The following is a 15,765-nucleotide window of genomic DNA, read 5'->3' as shown; positions in this document are numbered from 1 at the left end:
CTGATTTTCTTACTGCAGCTCTTTTTTCTTTTTCCGCGCAAGCGCGAACACCGCGGCGCCCAGCAGCACCATGGCCAGCGCCGCCGCAGTCTCCTGCGGAATCGGATCTCCCGTCTGGGGCACGCCGGACGCGCCGCCCGCCGTCGCGTTCAGAGCCGCTGTCGTACCGGAAGCCGTCTTGCCCGCCGTGCCGTTTGCCGTCTTTGCGGCATTTCCCGTGTTGCCGGTGTTTCCGCTTCCGGAAGAAGCCGGCGTTCCGGCATTTCCTCCGGATCCGTTCTGGCCGCTGCCCTGGCCGTTCAGATTTTCATTATTGTTTTTGTTGTCGTCTTCCTCTTCCTGATTGTCCGCCGCCGCGGCGTTCTTCAGGCCAAGCATGTAGCTTCCCATCTGATCTGCCGAGAAGCTGACCAGGGAGCTGTTGACGGAGGTATTCACCCATGCCGGATCCGTCGTGCCGGACGTGCTGACTGCCGCGCGCATCAGTCCGTGCGTCCGCTGCGTGGCTGTCGGAAGCAGTGCCAGGTAGACGGTTCTTCCCGTCAGATCCTGTCCCGCGTCAAGTGTAAAGGGCAGGGCCGTGTCCGGCGTCCAGCTCTCTTCCGTGCCGTCCGCGAGGATGCGCTTTGCGGTAAGCGTGAAGGCCTTCAGTGCCTCCGCGTCTTTGCCCTTCATGGCATTCTGCAGGGTTCCGTAGCTGTCATTGCTCTGCGCCAGAGGCTCAACGGTGAGCATCACATCCCAGGGCAGGGCCGAGCCTTCCGCCAGCTGCGGCAGGCCGTTCTTCTCCGCCTTGGTCTGGAGCGCCTTCTGTTTGGCAGCCTGAATCTGCTGCTCCGCGTCCGCGCTGGCCTCCATAAATTCTCTCGCCCCGTCTGTCAGAAGCGCCTTTACCGTCGGCGTGCTCTCCGCGGCGTTGTATGCTTCCTCCGCCGTCTTGAGCGCCGCCACGGTGCTGTCCGCCGTCTGGCTCTCATTCAGCGCGTTCTGAGCCGCCTCGATTTTCTCCTGCAGGGCATCCGCCGCCGTCTTATCCGCGTCAAAGGCATTGATTGCGTTCTGCAGTGCGGTCACACGGTCTGCGTACGCCAGATTTGCGCGCGCCTGATCGTTCAATGCCTTTACCTTTTCTTCCGCCGCCTGAAGAGACTTCTCTGCGGCGTCCCGCTCCTCCTGGCTGGTCACGGTCTGGGGAAGCTTCTCCAGCTCCGCGTCCACTTCCGCGGCGTCCGCGAGATCCTTGGTCAGCTGATCCGCCTGCTTCTGCACTTCGGCCATTTTGTCCTTCAGAGTAAACGCGTTTTCGGTGCCCTCGTTGTAGGTGATGCTGTCCAGATAGGTCTTCGCCGCATCATTGCTGTTGTACTTGTCGATCAGCTCGTTTGCCTCCGCCAGATTTTCCCTGGTCAGCGGCGTCTCCAGCGCACCGATTTTATCCACCAGCGGCTGAAGCACATCTTGTACATATTCATCGTAGACGCCGGCAGCCTTAAAGAGTTCCTGCAGCTTTGTATTCAGCTCCGGATGCTCGTTGGCAAAAATCTGTCTGTCGTCGTCCGCCATCGCGTCGTAGAGATTCTGCGCGTAGGCGATCTCCTTCAGCGTCTGCGAGGTAACCTGCACATCCGATCCGTCCTCTTCCTTGCCGGTCAGCGCCGAGGCATCCGGCAGGGCTTCCGCCTGTGCCTGCAGGTTCCGGCTGCGCAGATCCGCGATGCTGTCCTGCAGCTTCTTCAGCTTGTCTGCGTTGGTCACACGGCTGCGCAGGATGTCTGTCGCCAGGGCGTTGTACATTCCTGCCGCATTGGTGACGGCCGTCTCGTACTGCTCATAGTTGTCCACCGTCAGCGCCGCCGGATCCGGCAGGGCATCAACGGCATTTACAACCGCCACCACCTGCTGGGCATCCGACTGCTGCTGCGCAATGGCAGCCACAAGCGCCTGGAGCTTGGAGAATCTCTCATCTCCCACAAGCGCCTGCTGCGCCTGCGTAAGCGCCTGGAACTGCGCCTGCGCCTTCGCCACTTCATCCTGATTGTCCAGCGTTACATCCGCCGCAGCCGGCAGGGCGTCAATCGCCTGTACCACAGACGAAATAGCCGTCAGGTCGCGAAGCCGCTCTTCCGCCTGGATCAGTCTGGACGCCGTTGTAATCTTTGCCTTCTGCGTGCGGCTTAGCAGGTCATAGGCTTTCCGCGCCGCCTTTACCGTGTCCGCGTCTGCCGCCGTCAGCTGATCCGTCTCCGGAATTGCCGCAATGGCAGTGAGTGCCTTGTAAATCGCATCCGCATCCTGCAGAACGCTGTACTTCTGCTGCACGATTTCCTTTTCACGCATCGGCTCGTCCAGCTTGCCATAGGCTTCCTGCGCTGCCGCGATCGCATCCCCGCTGTCCGCGGTGACCTCTCCGATGGCGTCCACCTTGCCCGCAAAGGCGCGGTAGCTCTCCGCCTCCGTCAGATTGGAAGCATTTTTGACATAGCTTTGCAGTCTCTTCTGCAGTGTCTCGTCATCGCTGCCCAGGGCGTCATAGGCTTCTCTGGCCTCTTTCACCTGGTCGTCGGTTACGCTGGCCAGATCCTGAAGCTTATCGAGCTTTTCGATCACTGCATCCACCTGATCCGACTGCTCCATGGTGCAGATGCGCACATCCGGCTTTCCGACAACTGTCGGATCCAGCGCCGCCATCGCCTCATAGAGATTGTAGTACTGCTGCCCGATTCCGTAGGGACTTGCCGCTCCGGTATAGGCAGTCTTCGCCGCTTCATAAGCTTTATTCAGCGCTGCCAGCTTGTCCGCGTCCGCGGTTTTGGCATCCTCTCCGCCCAGATAAGCGGACACAGAGGTGAGCAGCGTATTGTATTTGGTCAGGGTCAATCCGTAGCGCTTCCAGACGTTGTCGCCGTTCAGCGTATCGCCCAGACCAATGATCATGTCCTTCATGTAGTTGTTTGGTACGGAGCCGCTTCTGTTATATGCGTAGCTTCCGTCCGCATTGACATACTGCCAGAGCGACTTCAGCGGAGAAGCGGTGTCTGATACAGAGAAGATATTCTCCGGATCCACGCCTGCCCCGGCCAGACCCTCCAGCACGCAGCCGTGGGAGATTGTATTGGCTTCCGGATACCAGCTGTTGTAGAACATGCCGGCCTCCGGACCGCTGGTAAGAAGAGCCGGACGGAAACTCTCAACGATTTTTGCCAGTTCCTCCTTAGAAACCATGTCTCCGATTGCGCTCAGGCACCATCCGCGGATATCCAGATCCACAGAAGCGCTCTTAGCCATTCCTTTAACCGTTGTCTTGCACTGTTCCGGAATCTCCGCTCCTGCTGCCTTTAATGCCATCAGAGACCAGACCGGCTGTGCGTATGGTCCGTCCCAGTTTGCCTGCAGATATGTGACAAGGTTGTTCCCGGACGGATCGGTATAATTCCAGGGGTTCTCCCCGATCATGCAGAGGTAGAGGATCACCTTGGCGTAATCGGAAGGCTGGCTCCACTCCGAAAGCTTTGCATTTTTGTCGTTCGGATCAGAGACAACCATGCCGTCCAGATCATTTTTCCCGTCTCCCGGTTTATCCGTGGCGGCGACCTCAAACACCGGCCAGACATCGCCTGTCAGGTCTTTCTTCAGCTTCATGGAACTCAGGTTGCTGTACGTCCGGTCATACCAGTTGCCAAGCAGCGCTTCCGCCTGCTTCCTGGTCTCGTCCGATACCGTAAAGTACGGGTATGTTCCGTCCTGCTTCTGATGCACCAAATAGTAATCCTTACTTGTAATGGTGTCCTCGGCCGTGACATGAATCCTGGTAATATTGCCGGGTTTCACGGTAATGCTTCCGTCCTGCACCGTCTTTCCGTCCACGGTAAAGGTCGCGCCGTCCGATACCTGGAAATCCGACAGTGTAACATCTCCGTCATCGGCATCCAGCTTCATGATAAAGGAGTCCTCTCCGTTTCCAAGCCCTTCCTCCAGATTGTCTACCGTTGCTCCCTTGATATTGACAGACTTCAGCTGCGCCTCACTGGATTTATACAAAAGGTAAATTTTGTAATCCTTTTTCGTCACTCCGTCAGGTGCGGTAACATGAACAGTAAAATACTGCCTGCCCTGGTCATCTTTCTGCACCACATTTTTTTCTATGTCTTCTCCAAACAGTCGGCTGTTTGCGTATTTTATGAAAAAATAGTTCCCACAGACATACTTGCTCTCGTCCAGTCCTTCCACCGTCACCTGGCTGCCGGCACTGTTCGGGATAATTCCGCAAAGCATAGCGGTTGTTGTCGTAGATTTTGGCAGAACAATTTCCGCTGAATTATCGCCCAACTGATATGGGTACACAGTCATTTCGTCTGTCGCATCCCGTCCGTAATTGATCGGGTCCAACGCTTTAATAGAAGCATCTGAGCTTGCCTGCGCCGATTCAGCATCCGCTCCATCCCAGTGAATCAGATAAGTAGCAACCGTGCAGTTAGTATCATCTCTGATTGGCTTGCTTTCAAGAGGATTGGAAAAATCTGGAAAAGGAAAATATATCGAAAACCTTTTTTTTGAACCAAGGTAGCCACCTTTTCCACGTATAAAAAACAGATTGATTTCATTCCAGCCCTTCTTTAAAGTCACCGTTTCGCTGACATTATTCTGAGACTGTCTAGAATCTACATCAAAGCGCTGGGGCGCTCCGCCGTTTACCGAAATATAGTTGCATCCGATACTGATCCACTGTCCGTATTGTGTCGCTTTGATCACCGGCTCAAGATCATCTTGCGTGCGCAGCACGTTGAATGCCAGCTTTCCTGAACAATCCGATGGACTTAAATATAATACCTTGCTGTTCAGATCTCCTTTTGCAATAGACATGTTGTCGCTGAGTATTTCATTGCTCTCCATGTCTTTCACATTGATCCTGTTAACATTTCCCCAAAATTGAGAATCAAAAGTATCGGCAGCTACCAAAAGCCGATAGGTCGTCTGAACACCGTCCGTATCGACAAGAAAATCGAAATATGCACTTCCGTTTATAAGCGTAGAACGAACGATATTAGAAGACGGTTTTGCAAAAAGAACCGTACACAGGCCATTATCTCCATAGGTAATAGTGGCTGCCTTGTCATAGTCCACATTCATAGAATCGTAGGTGCTTTTAATTGAAACGATCTTGGAAGTATCGCTTGGAAGCTGTACCTGAATTTCCAGATTAAAATTGAGAGTCCATATACCTTTATTGATTGTATATAAATTTGATTTCTTATCTAACAGCGTAGACGAAGCATCGGATATGGTAAAACTGACATCATGCTTAGTCGTATCCGCATACGCTTTTTGTGGGAAAAAGGCCAGTATTCCGAGTAATAAAAACAGTAAAATTAAGAAGCCTGTGATACCTGTTTTTTTATGTTTTTCTTGCATATTATTAATTCCTATTAAAAACCCCCTTTGCTTTTGAAACAAAGGGGGTTGACTTAGATTGTCAGTATCCGTTGTCCTTTATTCTGGATAAATGCAGGCGGCTTTTTCAGCTCTTGCTATATTTATATCCGCCATAGGTTAATTTGATGTTTGCTGATGTTCCGGTAACTGTATTTGAATCCAGATAGTTGTAACTATTGTATTTTGTTGAAGTGACAAAGCCGTTATTGCTGTATGATCCGTCATAGGTCCAGCCGGCACCAAGATAGTAATTAGCGGTATTGTGCGTGCTGTCTGTAGCATAAGTCACATCCTGATAAGTAATACTGTCCAATGCTTTATGTGTTTTTGAAGTATCATAAAAATCCGTTACGGTCTTAAACACATAATCCGATTCGGAAATATTTAACTGACTCAGTGCCTTGACAACCGTATCATACAGCGTTGCATCAGTTGTAGTAACAACAGTTGTACTAATTGAATCTACCTTATCATTGTCATAATTATCACCGTCGAATGTAACATCGTTAAACTCAAAGCTAACTGTTACAGACGCCGGTGTACTATTGGCTGTAGCAGTGTCGTCCGCCAGTACAGGCACAGCCATTCCCAGCACCATGACCAGGGACAATACAAGTGTCAAAAGTTTCTTTTTAAGCTGCTTCATAGTTTTTCCCTCCTTTTTTATGCATAAAGTTTTTATGAAGCTTCTGTACGCCTTGGCAGGACTCTCGCCCTGTTACTGCTTTTCCGGACACAAAAAAGCGGGCACACCAATCATCTCTGACCGGTATACCCGTATTTGTATACTCTGTTTTGGACGCACGCCCGCCGCGTAACATCCAACTAGAAATGTAAGTCTTCTGACTAGCGATAGGAGGAGAATTTCTCTCCCCTACGCGTTCCTCCTCCCTTCCCATGAGTTCTCTCACAGTGGTAGCCTTTCGGCTCACAGTTTCCTGCTTCGGGGAACGCTCTCGCGCACAGCGTCGGCGACGTCAGAAACGGAAAGCTTCCCTTTGTTATTTAAGCTTTCACGGTTCCTTCTTCCATCTACGCGGCTTCCTGTCTCTGCGAACGTCTGCGGGAGCCGCGACACTTCTATTGAATTGTGATGTCTCTGTACAGATGTTTGTGTCTTTTATGTGTCTATTGTAGCACAATTCTGTGAATTTGTCGTTGTCCAAAACGGCTGACTTTTATCCGTTTTCGGGGAGCAGGGGCAGGTAGATCATCGCCTTGCTCTCGTGATACCGCTCGAAGGTAAAGCCCCACTTGTCCGTCTCGGCGTGGTGCTCCGGCACCCACTCCCAGAAGATGTAGCGGCAGAGATGCCGGATATCCTCCGCCATCTCCGGCTGCCTGCCGGGCGCCTTTACCCGGCGGCGCACCTGAAAGACCGCGTAGCGCTGTTTTGGAATGTGCACCGCAATCAGTCCTTCCGGAAGAGGTCCTGCGGCGCGCCCCGGCTGCACCACCGGGCCGACAAGATAGACGATCTCCGGCAGTTCCTCCGGGTGATACCACATGGCAATCACGTCGCGCTGATACGCGCCGATCTGCTGTTTTTCTTCTTCGCTGAATTCCGGGAGGGAATGGTCAATCCACCACGCCGCGCGGTCCAGGCGCTCCGACGCCTCCGCGCCGCCGATCTCCACCGGCCTGCCGACCATGTACAGCTCCGGGATCTCCGCAATGCTGACCAGCACCTGTTCCCTGTCGTATTCCGGGCATGGGAATGTCTGGCCGGCAAAGTCCCCTTCCGTCAGCGCCTGCTTCATGGAGCAGCCGAACTCCTTCCGAAAGGCCTTGGACATGGACGCGACGCCGGAGAACTGGTATTTGTGCGCCGCATCCTCTGCTGTGCTCCCGTCCCGGAGCTCCCGCACTGCCCGGGTCAGCCGCCGCCTGCGCACATACGCGGCCAGGCTGATGCCGTAGTCCACCGAAAAACGGTGCCGGAAGTGGTCGGGAGAAAAACCGAACTGCCGGGCAATCTGCCCGGTGTCCGCGTCCGTATCAAGAATTGAGTCAATATACTGTAAAACGCTGTCCTGTGTCGGATCTTTCCTCATAAGTATCCCCTGTCTCCGCAATCTGTTTCCGCTTTCCGCCGCATTTCGCCCTGTTGCTTCCAAATGACCGCAGCCGGCCGCTCCGGCGCCGGTCATCCTCCGGTTATTTTAAGTCTATTCCGTCCCTTTACGCAAGCAGCCCGTTTTTCCTGCTTTCTTTGCCGGAACAGCCTTCTTCTTGACCGGCAGTGCAGGCATCTTCGGGCGCTCAGGCCTCCCCGGTCAGCGTCACCTCTGTCATGGGATGGTGCACCGCCTCCAGAAATTTTCCGAAAACCTCTTCCGTCCGGAGCTTCAGGCTGGATGTATTGATGCAGGGATGGGCACCGATAAATTCCCCTTTCAGCACATCCCTGTCCACCAGCAGCCGGACACGGTTGTCCCTGTCATTCATCAGTCCCATAATAGAGGCCGAGCCGGGATGGCAGTCCAGCATCTCCTCCATTTCCTCCGGCGATCCGAAGGATAGCCGCGCGGAGCCGATCTGCCCGGACAGCTCCTTTGTCTTAAACACTTTGTCTCCCGGCATCATCAGCAGATAGAAGTCTGTGTGCTGACGGTTCGTCAGAAACAGGTTCTTACAGACGGTGGCTCCCAGCACCTCATCAATATCCCGGCAGGCTTCCATGGTATACGCCTGGGCGTCCGGATGATCCGTGTGCCAGTATTCCATGTGAAGGCTGTCCAGCAGATCATAGACCCTGATTTCCTTTTCGAGCCTTCCCTCCATGGATGTCGGCCTTCCTTTTTCCAGTATATATCTGCTCATTTCTCTCCTGCTGCTCCTTTCCTAATGCGTACGGCAGATTTCCATTTCCGACTGTTCCCCGGAACCGTCTCCATGCCAAATATCCGTCACGGTCTGATCCGGCCTGGTCCTGGCAGCCCCGGAAACCGTCTCCACATCAAATTTCCGTCACGGTCTGATCCGGCCTGGCCTTGGAAGCTCCGGAAACCGTCTCTGCCAGTATAGCACAGGCAGAATAAATTGCCACCTGATCGCTGTTAGGCTGGACTCATATCCGATTCCTGTGATAAGATACAGAGAATCCGGAGCGGCAGGAACAGGCTGCGCCGGATTCTTTCTATCTGAAAAATATCGGTGGAAACAAAGATACCGCACGGGAACAGTAAAGACCGAATAGGAATCCGGCGGAAAATCTGAAAGAGGGTTCTTTCTATGGGAAATTTCTTGATAAAATGATTAAAAACAGCTCTGATGTGCAGGATGTCCGCGTGCGCGCCGCCTACGGAACCGCCGCCGGCATTGTGGGAATCGGCACAAACCTGGTTCTGTTCGCGGTCAAACTTGTCATCGGCATCCTGCTCTCTCCCATGGCGGTAACGGCGGACGCCGTAAACAACCTTTCCGACGCGGTTTCCTCCGGCATCAGCTTCTTCCGCGAGTCTTTTCAGAACATCCTTCACCCGAAAAATCTGGGTTTTTCCGCGGTGCTGATGGTGCTGCTGGTCATTGCCGTGCTGGCAAAGCTGTGGCTGTATTTTTTCTACAACGCAATCGGCAAAAAAATTTCCTCCACCGTTCTCCATGCCACGGCGATGGACTCTCTGTTTGACTGCCTGACGACATCCATCACCATTTTTTCTGTCGCGGCGGAGCAGCTGCTCGGCATCCCCGCCGGCCACCGGCACATCCTTCCCAAGCTCCTGGGTATAAAAACGATCCAGCCCGCTGCCGGAAAGGATAATCCGGTTCTTGACAAGCAGATCCCTGCCGCTTAAATAGTAGACCTGCTTACTCATCATCTGGTCCATCAGCTTCTCCCCCAGACGAACCTCGCTCCGTATCAGGCGGTAGAAGGGCAGAGAACTGTCCACAAAGGTGTCCGTGGCAAAGGAGATCGCGCTTTTGGTTCCCAGCTGCAGCGTCTCGTGCTTCTCCACCTTATCCACCAGATCAGTCATATCCTTCCACTGAAACAGAACAGCTGCCATATGCTTGCAGACACGCCCATTCCTGGCAGGTTCACAGTTGCACCTTCCGGCCAGTTTTTCATCCCTGTACCAGACAGTCACCTGGTAATTTCTTCCGTCTGCAACCCTGGCAATGGCCGAATCATCTGTCCGGCTGAACCCCAGAACCCTTTTCTTCTTATAAAGATCCAGCCTCTTTTTTAGAATAACCTCTGAAAAAAATCTCTCCAGCCCATATCACTCCTTCAAATAGCCGGACAACAGCCTGGCATTCTGCTTCACAGCCGGGCGCCCACATAGCAAACTGCATTCTCCGCCGACGCTCTCATTTTCACCCAGAGTATTCTAACATATTTTCCCAAGACACAAAAGAAGGCAGGAAGAAGAGCAAAGAAAGACCTTAACTTTCACAAAAAATTAACGCTCAAATCACAATCGGACATTATTCCTCGTCCGGATCGGATTTCCCGACGAGGAATATTAAGATTTCGTCATAGGATCTCGGGCTAGTCTTGTAATTCGGATGTGATGTCAGATCGCGAACCGGGATTGGAGAACTTCTGCTACTGCGTCGCTGTCATAGCGGCCGGCTACGTAGTCGGCCGATTTTCTGCATCGCTCGGTGCCGTTTTCCATGGCAATTCCGGTACCTGCGGAGGTCAGAAGGTCGATATCGTTGTCTGCATCTCCGAAGGCGACGATATCTTCCTTTCGTATTTTTAACTGAGAAGACAGGAATCGAAGCGCTGCTCCCTTACCCGCCTCAGGGGAGGAATTTTCAATGCGGTTTGATACGGAAGAGGTGGTATAGATATTCCTGAGCGTGCTGTGGATTTTATTGCGCAGCTGCTCGCAGAGCGCATCGTCACCGATGACAAGATCAAGTCCGTCAAGCTCCTTTCTGTGCTGAAAGATAAAGCCGCGGATATCATCCTTCATGACACGGGTTGTCCGCACATAATTGACATATGCTGAGGACGCTCCGAAGTTTCCGGGTTCATTGATGTAGGCGGTACAGGCATAGGCGACGCCGTTAATAAAGGTCTCATAAGAAAGTGGAAAACGGTCTGAAGGATATGCCGCGGTGAGCTCCAGCAGGTCGAGTACAGCCTTCTCTGACAGGGGACGGTGGTAAATTCGCTTCGAAGACAACAGTCGGCCGCGGAAACTGTCAGAATAGTTCTGGGGATTGCGGGCCAGAATACTTTGAAAGTCAGAATACGACTTTGTGTAAAAATTCTTCCGTCTATCTGGCTGGAAGCCGGGGAGTATCCGGGCGGGAGCTGAGGAAACATCAGATGAGGCATCTGCACCAGAAGAGGCATCTGTACCGGATGAAGTATCTGCGCCGGATGAGGCATCTGCACCAGATGAGGCATCTGCATCAGAAGGAATCCGGTAGATTGCTGCTCCGTTCGAGGTGATGGCATAGCGCACTCCGGGAATCCCGAAAACTGTCTCCGGAAGGGAGGTCAATACTCTCCCGCTTGCGATGACGACCTCGATGCCCGATGCTGCAGCCCGGGTCAGGGCCATACGATTGCGTGCGCTGACAGTCCGGGAATCCAGAAGCAGTGTGCCGTCGAGATCAGAAGCGATCATTTTAATCATAAAGAAGGAATCCTTTCTGTTTGAGATCATAATAATAAAGCCGGAAGTCGGCGGGCGGCACTGATCCCGGAATCCTGCAGGAACAGCCGGTACAGACGCAGAGGGTGCGGGAACTGTCAGTGCGGGGATAGAGAAACGCACAGTCAAGCTCCGGATTCAGGTAGAAAAATGGGTGATCGGGATCACGGCTGGCATATGTTGTTCCGGTATTAACCGCAAAGGAGGAAAAGGTGCCATCAATCCCGGTGCCTGTATATTTGACGTAGGCTTCTTTTGCGGTCCATATCTGAAAAAATCGACGGATGGTTTCTTCGTCTGTCTGTGCAGAGAGAATGAAGGAACTTTCTGAAACGTGAAAATACCGGGACGCAAGCCGCCGGCAGCGTGCGGCGTCATCCGTCGGGCAGGATTGTCTTCGTATACGGTTTTCCTGGAGATCAATGCCGATTCGCTGATCCGAGACAGCAACAATCCAGCAGGAACCACTGTCCGTTATAGATATTTCCGGAACAGACGGGTCCTCTTCCGATGTTTTTCCGTTTTGAACCAGATATGGGCGGCCCCTGTTCGTCCTGCAAATTTTAATAGATGCGGTCAGGCTGCCCTGAGAGTCGTGTGTAAAAGAACGGACAGCAGCCCGGATACGATCTTCTCTCTGAATGGGGCAATTGTTGTCGAATATATACAGACGAATGGTCATAGAATGTCTCCTGTATGCGCTTTCGAAGAGCTGATGAGACTACGATACTGTATAAAGCCAGCTGCTCCGTTGCTTCGCAACTCTCGCAGCTGCCACATGTGACCGACTTCGTCGGTCTGTCGCGGCGTTCGCCCCACCGCTTCACACTTTGTGTGAGCGGGTGTGGCTCACTGCCCGCGTATATTCGCATTCTCGCGGTGTTTCACACCGCTCCATGCTCATACATGTTAGCGTCGTTCAAGCATGCAGTTTTCTGTGCATGCTTCGCATGCCCAAAAACTGCCCGCTTGACGACGGCTTTATACAGTACATTGTAGCATTTTTTTTGACAAAAGGTTAACATGCGGGGAAAAGTATGTTACAGTAATTCTGCGCTATATTTGGATTGACCAAAACAGCAGCAAGGAGGAAAAAAATGAATACAGCAGCAGTAACAAAGGATTCTGTAAACAAACCAAGGAGCAGGGTTCAGCGTATGACCATGCTTGCGATCCTGGCGGCGATTGTAATCATCCTGCAGGCGGCAGTAAGCATACCGCTCGGGCCATTCACCATCACGTTGACACTGGTTCCGATTATTATCGGAGCGATTCTTGATGGCCCGGCAGGCGGAGCGTTTCTGGGAGCAGTATTCGGGGTCGTGGTATCGATTCAGGTTATTACCGGAGCGGCAGGCGCTTTTTCGACAATGATGCTTGAGTACCAGCCGGTGGCTACGATTCTCGTCTGCATCCTGAAGGGAACCTTTGCCGGTCTGGTGAGCGGACTGTTTTTCCGTCTGTTCTCCAGAATCAATTTCTACGCAGGAGTTGTCCTGGCGGCGATTATCGCGCCGATCATAAATACGGGAATTTTCAGTGTCACCGCGCTTACGATTTTCCGCGGACTCATTGCAGGTGCGCTCGGAACAGACCAGAATCTGCTCGGCGTTTTTCTGACAACCTTTATCGGACTAAACTTCGTAGTTGAGTTCATAATCAATGTCGCACTCACCCCGGTAATCATCCGCATTCTCCGGATTGTGAAGAAAGACAGAAGCTGAGCGTAAACGGGGGAATACAAATGATTCTCGCAATCGACATCGGAAATACACATATGGTTCTCGGCTGTATCCGTGAGTCGGATAATAAAGTGATTCGTCACATTCAGATGAGTACCAACAAAATCGAGACCTACCATGAATATGCCGCCGAAATCAGCAGAATACTTGCTCTGGAGAAGATAGACCCGAAGGAATTCCGGGGGTGTCTGATTTCATCGGTTGTACCGTCTGTCACCCATGTGGTGGCTGAGGCAGTAAGGCTTCTGACCGGTGAGAATGCACGAATCCTCGGAGAAGGCGTCGAGGTCGGTCTGGAACTTGATATGAACGGAATTCCCGCGTCGGCAATTGCTGGGGATCTGCTGGCAACCGCTGTCGCCGCAAAGGCGGAATATCCGATGCCGGCCTTGATCATCGATATGGGAACGGCGACTACGATGACCGCTCTTTCGTCCAGGGGAGTTTATCTGGGAGGCTGCATACTTCCAGGGCCGGGAACTGCTCTGAAGGGCTTGATTGCGGATACTTCTCTTCTGCCCGCCGTTGATTTTATAGCGCCGGACCGGGCAATAGCAAAAGATACTGTGAACGCGATCCGCAGCGGTATCGTCTACGGCTCTGCCGGACAGATAGACGGTCTTCTGGACCGGTTCACGAAAGAACTTTCTGATATTGAGGGAAGAGAGGTTTCACCTACATGTCTTGCCACTGGCGGTATGGGACGGCTGATCGCGCCGTTCTGCCGTCATTCGATCATTGTAGACAATGAACTGCTTCTGAAAGGACTGGGAATTATCTGGAAACTGAATCAGAAGTAAACGAAAAATCCCGATGAACTGAATCAGAACGAAACGAAAAATTGAATCAGAACGGAGAATTCCGATGAATGGTTAGAATATCGGGGAAAAGATAGAGCCGGGAAAGGCGGCACCGTGGAGGTGCCGCTTTTCCCGGCTTTGTAGTCCTTATCGGGATGTAATCGTCTGCGCTAACAACCTGTAAATAATCTGCACGATCAGGCTGTAACCGTCTGCGCACTGTCATATGGCGATGGCAGCGTTTGCAGGCGTTTTTTTACATCCACTTGAAGTTATTCTGCGGTTATTCTACGGTTACGGATTTCGCTAGATTTCTCGGCTTGTCAACATCGAGGCCCTTTGCGACACTGATATAATAGCCCAGAAGCTGAAGCGGAATTACGGCAAGGCTTGCTTCGAAAGCCGGTTCCGTTTTCGGAACGTATACGACAAAGTTCGCGACGTCCTCGATGCTGTAATTTCCATTGGTGGTAAGCCCCATGAGATAAGCGCCTCTGCTCTTGACCTCGACCATATTGCTGCGGGTCTTCTCATAGAGATCCTGCTGTGTGCAGACACCGACCACAAGAGTCCCGTCTTCGATCAGGCTGATTGTTCCGTGTTTCAGTTCGCCTGCAGCATATGCCTCGGAGTGAATATAGCTGATCTCCTTCATCTTAAGGCTGCCTTCCATGCAGATCGCGTAGTCAATACCACGGCCGATGAAGAAGACATCGTGGGCGCTGGCATATTTTGCCGCAAACCACTGGATGCGCTCTTTGTCCTCAAGCTCCTTTTCGATGTGATCCGGGAGCGCCAGAAGGGCGTCGATATACTGTGCTTCCCGTTCCTCAGAGATAGAGCCCTGTGCGGTACCGATTGCAATGCCGAGGAGGTAGCTGGCAATAAGCTGACAGCTGTATGCCTTTGTAGTGGCAACTGCGATTTCCGGTCCGGCGTAGGTGTACATCACGTGATCGGCTTCACGTGCGATCGACGATCCGACAACATTGACAATGGCGAGAACCGGAATATTCCGGTCTTTGGCCAGGCGAAGTGCAGCCAGTGAATCGGCGGTTTCTCCCGATTGGGAGATGATAATAACGAGAGAATGTTCCTTCTGAAGCTTGGGGTTCCGGTAACGGAATTCCGAGGCGAAGTCAACCTCTACGCATATGTCAGTCATCTTCTCGAGCGCGTATTTCGCGACCATTCCGACATGGTAGGCAGAACCGCAGGCCACAATGTATACGCGGGTGAGATCCGCAAGCTGTCCTTCGGTCAGATGAAGTGCCTCGAGGTTTACATGGCCGTCCCTGAGATAGGCATTGACCGTGTCTCTGACCGCCTTCGGCTGTTCATGAATTTCCTTAATCATGAAATGCTCGTAGCCGCCCTTTTCCGCTGCCTCCGCATCCCATTCAATGGTCTTGAGTTCCTTCTGAATCTCGTCGCCGTCCAGATTATAGAAGGTGATTCCGTCTCTGGTAAGCCGTCCGACCTCCATGTTTCCGATGTAATACACGCTCTTGGTATATTTGAGAATGGCAGGAACATCGGAACCGAGGAAGGAGCCGTCCTTGTTGGTGCCGAGCACCATGGGACTGTCCTTCCGGGTTACATAGATTTCACCCGGATAGTCCTTGAACATGATGGCAAGAGCATACGAACCACGGATACGAACCTGTGCGTGGTTGATGGCGTCGATCGGGGTACCTTCGTACTTCTTGTAATAGTAGTCGATCAGCTTGATCGCAACCTCCGTATCGGTTTCGGAGTAGAAGGTGTAGTTATGGCGCAGAAGCTTTGCCTTGAGCTCCTGGAAATTCTCGATGATTCCGTTGTGGACGCCGACGACATTCATATCATCGCTGCAGTGAGGGTGGGCATTAATCTCCGAGGGTTCACCGTGTGTTGCCCACCTGGTGTGCCCGATTCCGCAGAAGCCCGGAACAGCAGCGCCGTTGTCGGTCTTGTCCTTCAGTTCGGAAAGACGGCCCTTAGCCTTGACGATGATTGTCTTGTCTCCATTTCGTACGGCGATTCCGGCGGAATCATATCCGCGATATTCCAGCCGTGTCAGACCCTCAAGAAGGATCGGAGCCGCTTGGCAGTCGCCGGTATATCCTACTATTCCACACATGATAAATATCTCCTGTCTTTCTTCATATGAATCTGCATAAGGCGGAAGGGAAC

The 15,765-nt window shown here is 52.6% G+C and carries 10 protein-coding genes; 3 read left to right on the top strand and 7 right to left on the bottom strand.

All coding sequences use genetic code 11. The features are described 5' to 3' along the window. Positions 1-9: 9 nt before the first annotated feature. From ACTQZS_RS06300 to ACTQZS_RS06285, 4 genes are all read right to left on the bottom strand, one after another. Positions 10-5,127: a hypothetical protein gene (locus ACTQZS_RS06300; RefSeq protein ID WP_441475067.1), complete on the bottom strand. Its 5,118-nt coding sequence runs from the start codon at positions 5,125-5,127 to the stop codon at positions 10-12. 388 nt (positions 5,128-5,515) lie between these two features. Then, positions 5,516-6,052, bottom strand: a complete 537-nt coding sequence (locus ACTQZS_RS06295) for a hypothetical protein (RefSeq protein WP_441475066.1) — start codon at positions 6,050-6,052, stop codon at positions 5,516-5,518. Positions 6,053-6,608: 556 nt separating this feature from the next. Beyond that, positions 6,609-7,484: a helix-turn-helix domain-containing protein gene (locus ACTQZS_RS06290; RefSeq protein ID WP_441475065.1), complete on the bottom strand. Its 876-nt coding sequence runs from the start codon at positions 7,482-7,484 to the stop codon at positions 6,609-6,611. A 208-nt stretch (positions 7,485-7,692) separates the two neighbouring features. Beyond that, positions 7,693-8,253 (bottom strand): prolyl-tRNA synthetase associated domain-containing protein, encoded by a 561-nt coding sequence (locus ACTQZS_RS06285; RefSeq protein WP_441475064.1) that lies wholly within the window; start codon positions 8,251-8,253, stop codon positions 7,693-7,695. Positions 8,254-8,684: 431 nt separating this feature from the next. On the opposite strand from ACTQZS_RS06285, the gene ACTQZS_RS06280 reads away from it, so the two are divergent. Then, positions 8,685-9,227 (top strand): cation transporter, encoded by a 543-nt coding sequence (locus ACTQZS_RS06280; protein ID WP_441475063.1) that lies wholly within the window; start codon positions 8,685-8,687, stop codon positions 9,225-9,227. 723 nt (positions 9,228-9,950) lie between these two features. On the opposite strand, the gene ACTQZS_RS06275 is transcribed toward ACTQZS_RS06280, so the two are convergent. After that, on the bottom strand, positions 9,951-11,030 hold the full coding sequence (locus tag ACTQZS_RS06275) for an HAD hydrolase family protein (protein WP_441475062.1): 1,080 nt from the start codon (positions 11,028-11,030) through the stop codon (positions 9,951-9,953). Continuing rightward, positions 11,023-11,730, bottom strand: coding sequence for a 4'-phosphopantetheinyl transferase family protein (locus ACTQZS_RS06270; RefSeq protein ID WP_441475061.1), 708 nt, complete (start codon positions 11,728-11,730; stop codon positions 11,023-11,025). Before ACTQZS_RS06270 ends, ACTQZS_RS06275 begins: the two co-directional genes overlap by 8 nt. A 415-nt stretch (positions 11,731-12,145) precedes the next feature. Here ACTQZS_RS06270 and ACTQZS_RS06265 point away from each other — a divergent pair, with 415 nt between their 5' ends. Both ACTQZS_RS06265 and ACTQZS_RS06260 read left to right on the top strand, forming a co-directional pair. Then, the gene (locus ACTQZS_RS06265) at positions 12,146-12,772 is read left to right on the top strand and encodes an ECF transporter S component (protein WP_441475060.1); all 627 of its coding nucleotides are present in this window, start codon (positions 12,146-12,148) and stop codon (positions 12,770-12,772) included. A gap of 20 nt (positions 12,773-12,792) precedes the next feature. After that, positions 12,793-13,590 (top strand): type III pantothenate kinase, encoded by a 798-nt coding sequence (locus tag ACTQZS_RS06260; protein WP_441475059.1) that lies wholly within the window; start codon positions 12,793-12,795, stop codon positions 13,588-13,590. Positions 13,591-13,873: 283 nt separating this feature from the next. On the opposite strand, the gene glmS is transcribed toward ACTQZS_RS06260, so the two are convergent. Next, complete coding sequence (gene glmS, locus ACTQZS_RS06255) at positions 13,874-15,712, bottom strand: glutamine--fructose-6-phosphate transaminase (isomerizing) (protein WP_441475058.1); 1,839 nt, start codon at positions 15,710-15,712, stop codon at positions 13,874-13,876. Positions 15,713-15,765: the final 53 nt, after the last annotated feature.

The sequence above is a fragment of the Bilifractor sp. LCP19S3_H10 genome, from assembly GCF_052119185.1.
In the GTDB taxonomy this organism is placed as follows: Bacteria; Bacillota; Clostridia; order Lachnospirales; family Lachnospiraceae; genus Bilifractor.
Note: the sequence above shows the minus strand (reverse complement) of the source record. Positions and strands in the feature narration are given on the sequence as shown.

What these genes read in the sequence shown, in the direction of transcription:
- ACTQZS_RS06290 (WP_441475065.1), bottom strand. Translation starts at nt 7,484, where the DNA reads ATGAGGAAAGATCCGACACAGGACAGCGTTTTACAGTATATTGACTCA.
- ACTQZS_RS06285 (WP_441475064.1), bottom strand. Translation starts at nt 8,253, where the DNA reads ATGAGCAGATATATACTGGAAAAAGGAAGGCCGACATCCATGGAGGGA.
- ACTQZS_RS06300 (WP_441475067.1), bottom strand. Translation starts at nt 5,127, where the DNA reads ATGAATGTGGACTATGACAAGGCAGCCACTATTACCTATGGAGATAAT.
- ACTQZS_RS06280 (WP_441475063.1), top strand. Translation starts at nt 8,685, where the DNA reads ATGATTAAAAACAGCTCTGATGTGCAGGATGTCCGCGTGCGCGCCGCC.
- glmS (WP_441475058.1), bottom strand. Translation starts at nt 15,712, where the DNA reads ATGTGTGGAATAGTAGGATATACCGGCGACTGCCAAGCGGCTCCGATC.
- ACTQZS_RS06260 (WP_441475059.1), top strand. Translation starts at nt 12,793, where the DNA reads ATGATTCTCGCAATCGACATCGGAAATACACATATGGTTCTCGGCTGT.
- ACTQZS_RS06275 (WP_441475062.1), bottom strand. Translation starts at nt 11,030, where the DNA reads ATGATTAAAATGATCGCTTCTGATCTCGACGGCACACTGCTTCTGGAT.
- ACTQZS_RS06270 (WP_441475061.1), bottom strand. Translation starts at nt 11,730, where the DNA reads ATGACCATTCGTCTGTATATATTCGACAACAATTGCCCCATTCAGAGA.
- ACTQZS_RS06265 (WP_441475060.1), top strand. Translation starts at nt 12,146, where the DNA reads ATGAATACAGCAGCAGTAACAAAGGATTCTGTAAACAAACCAAGGAGC.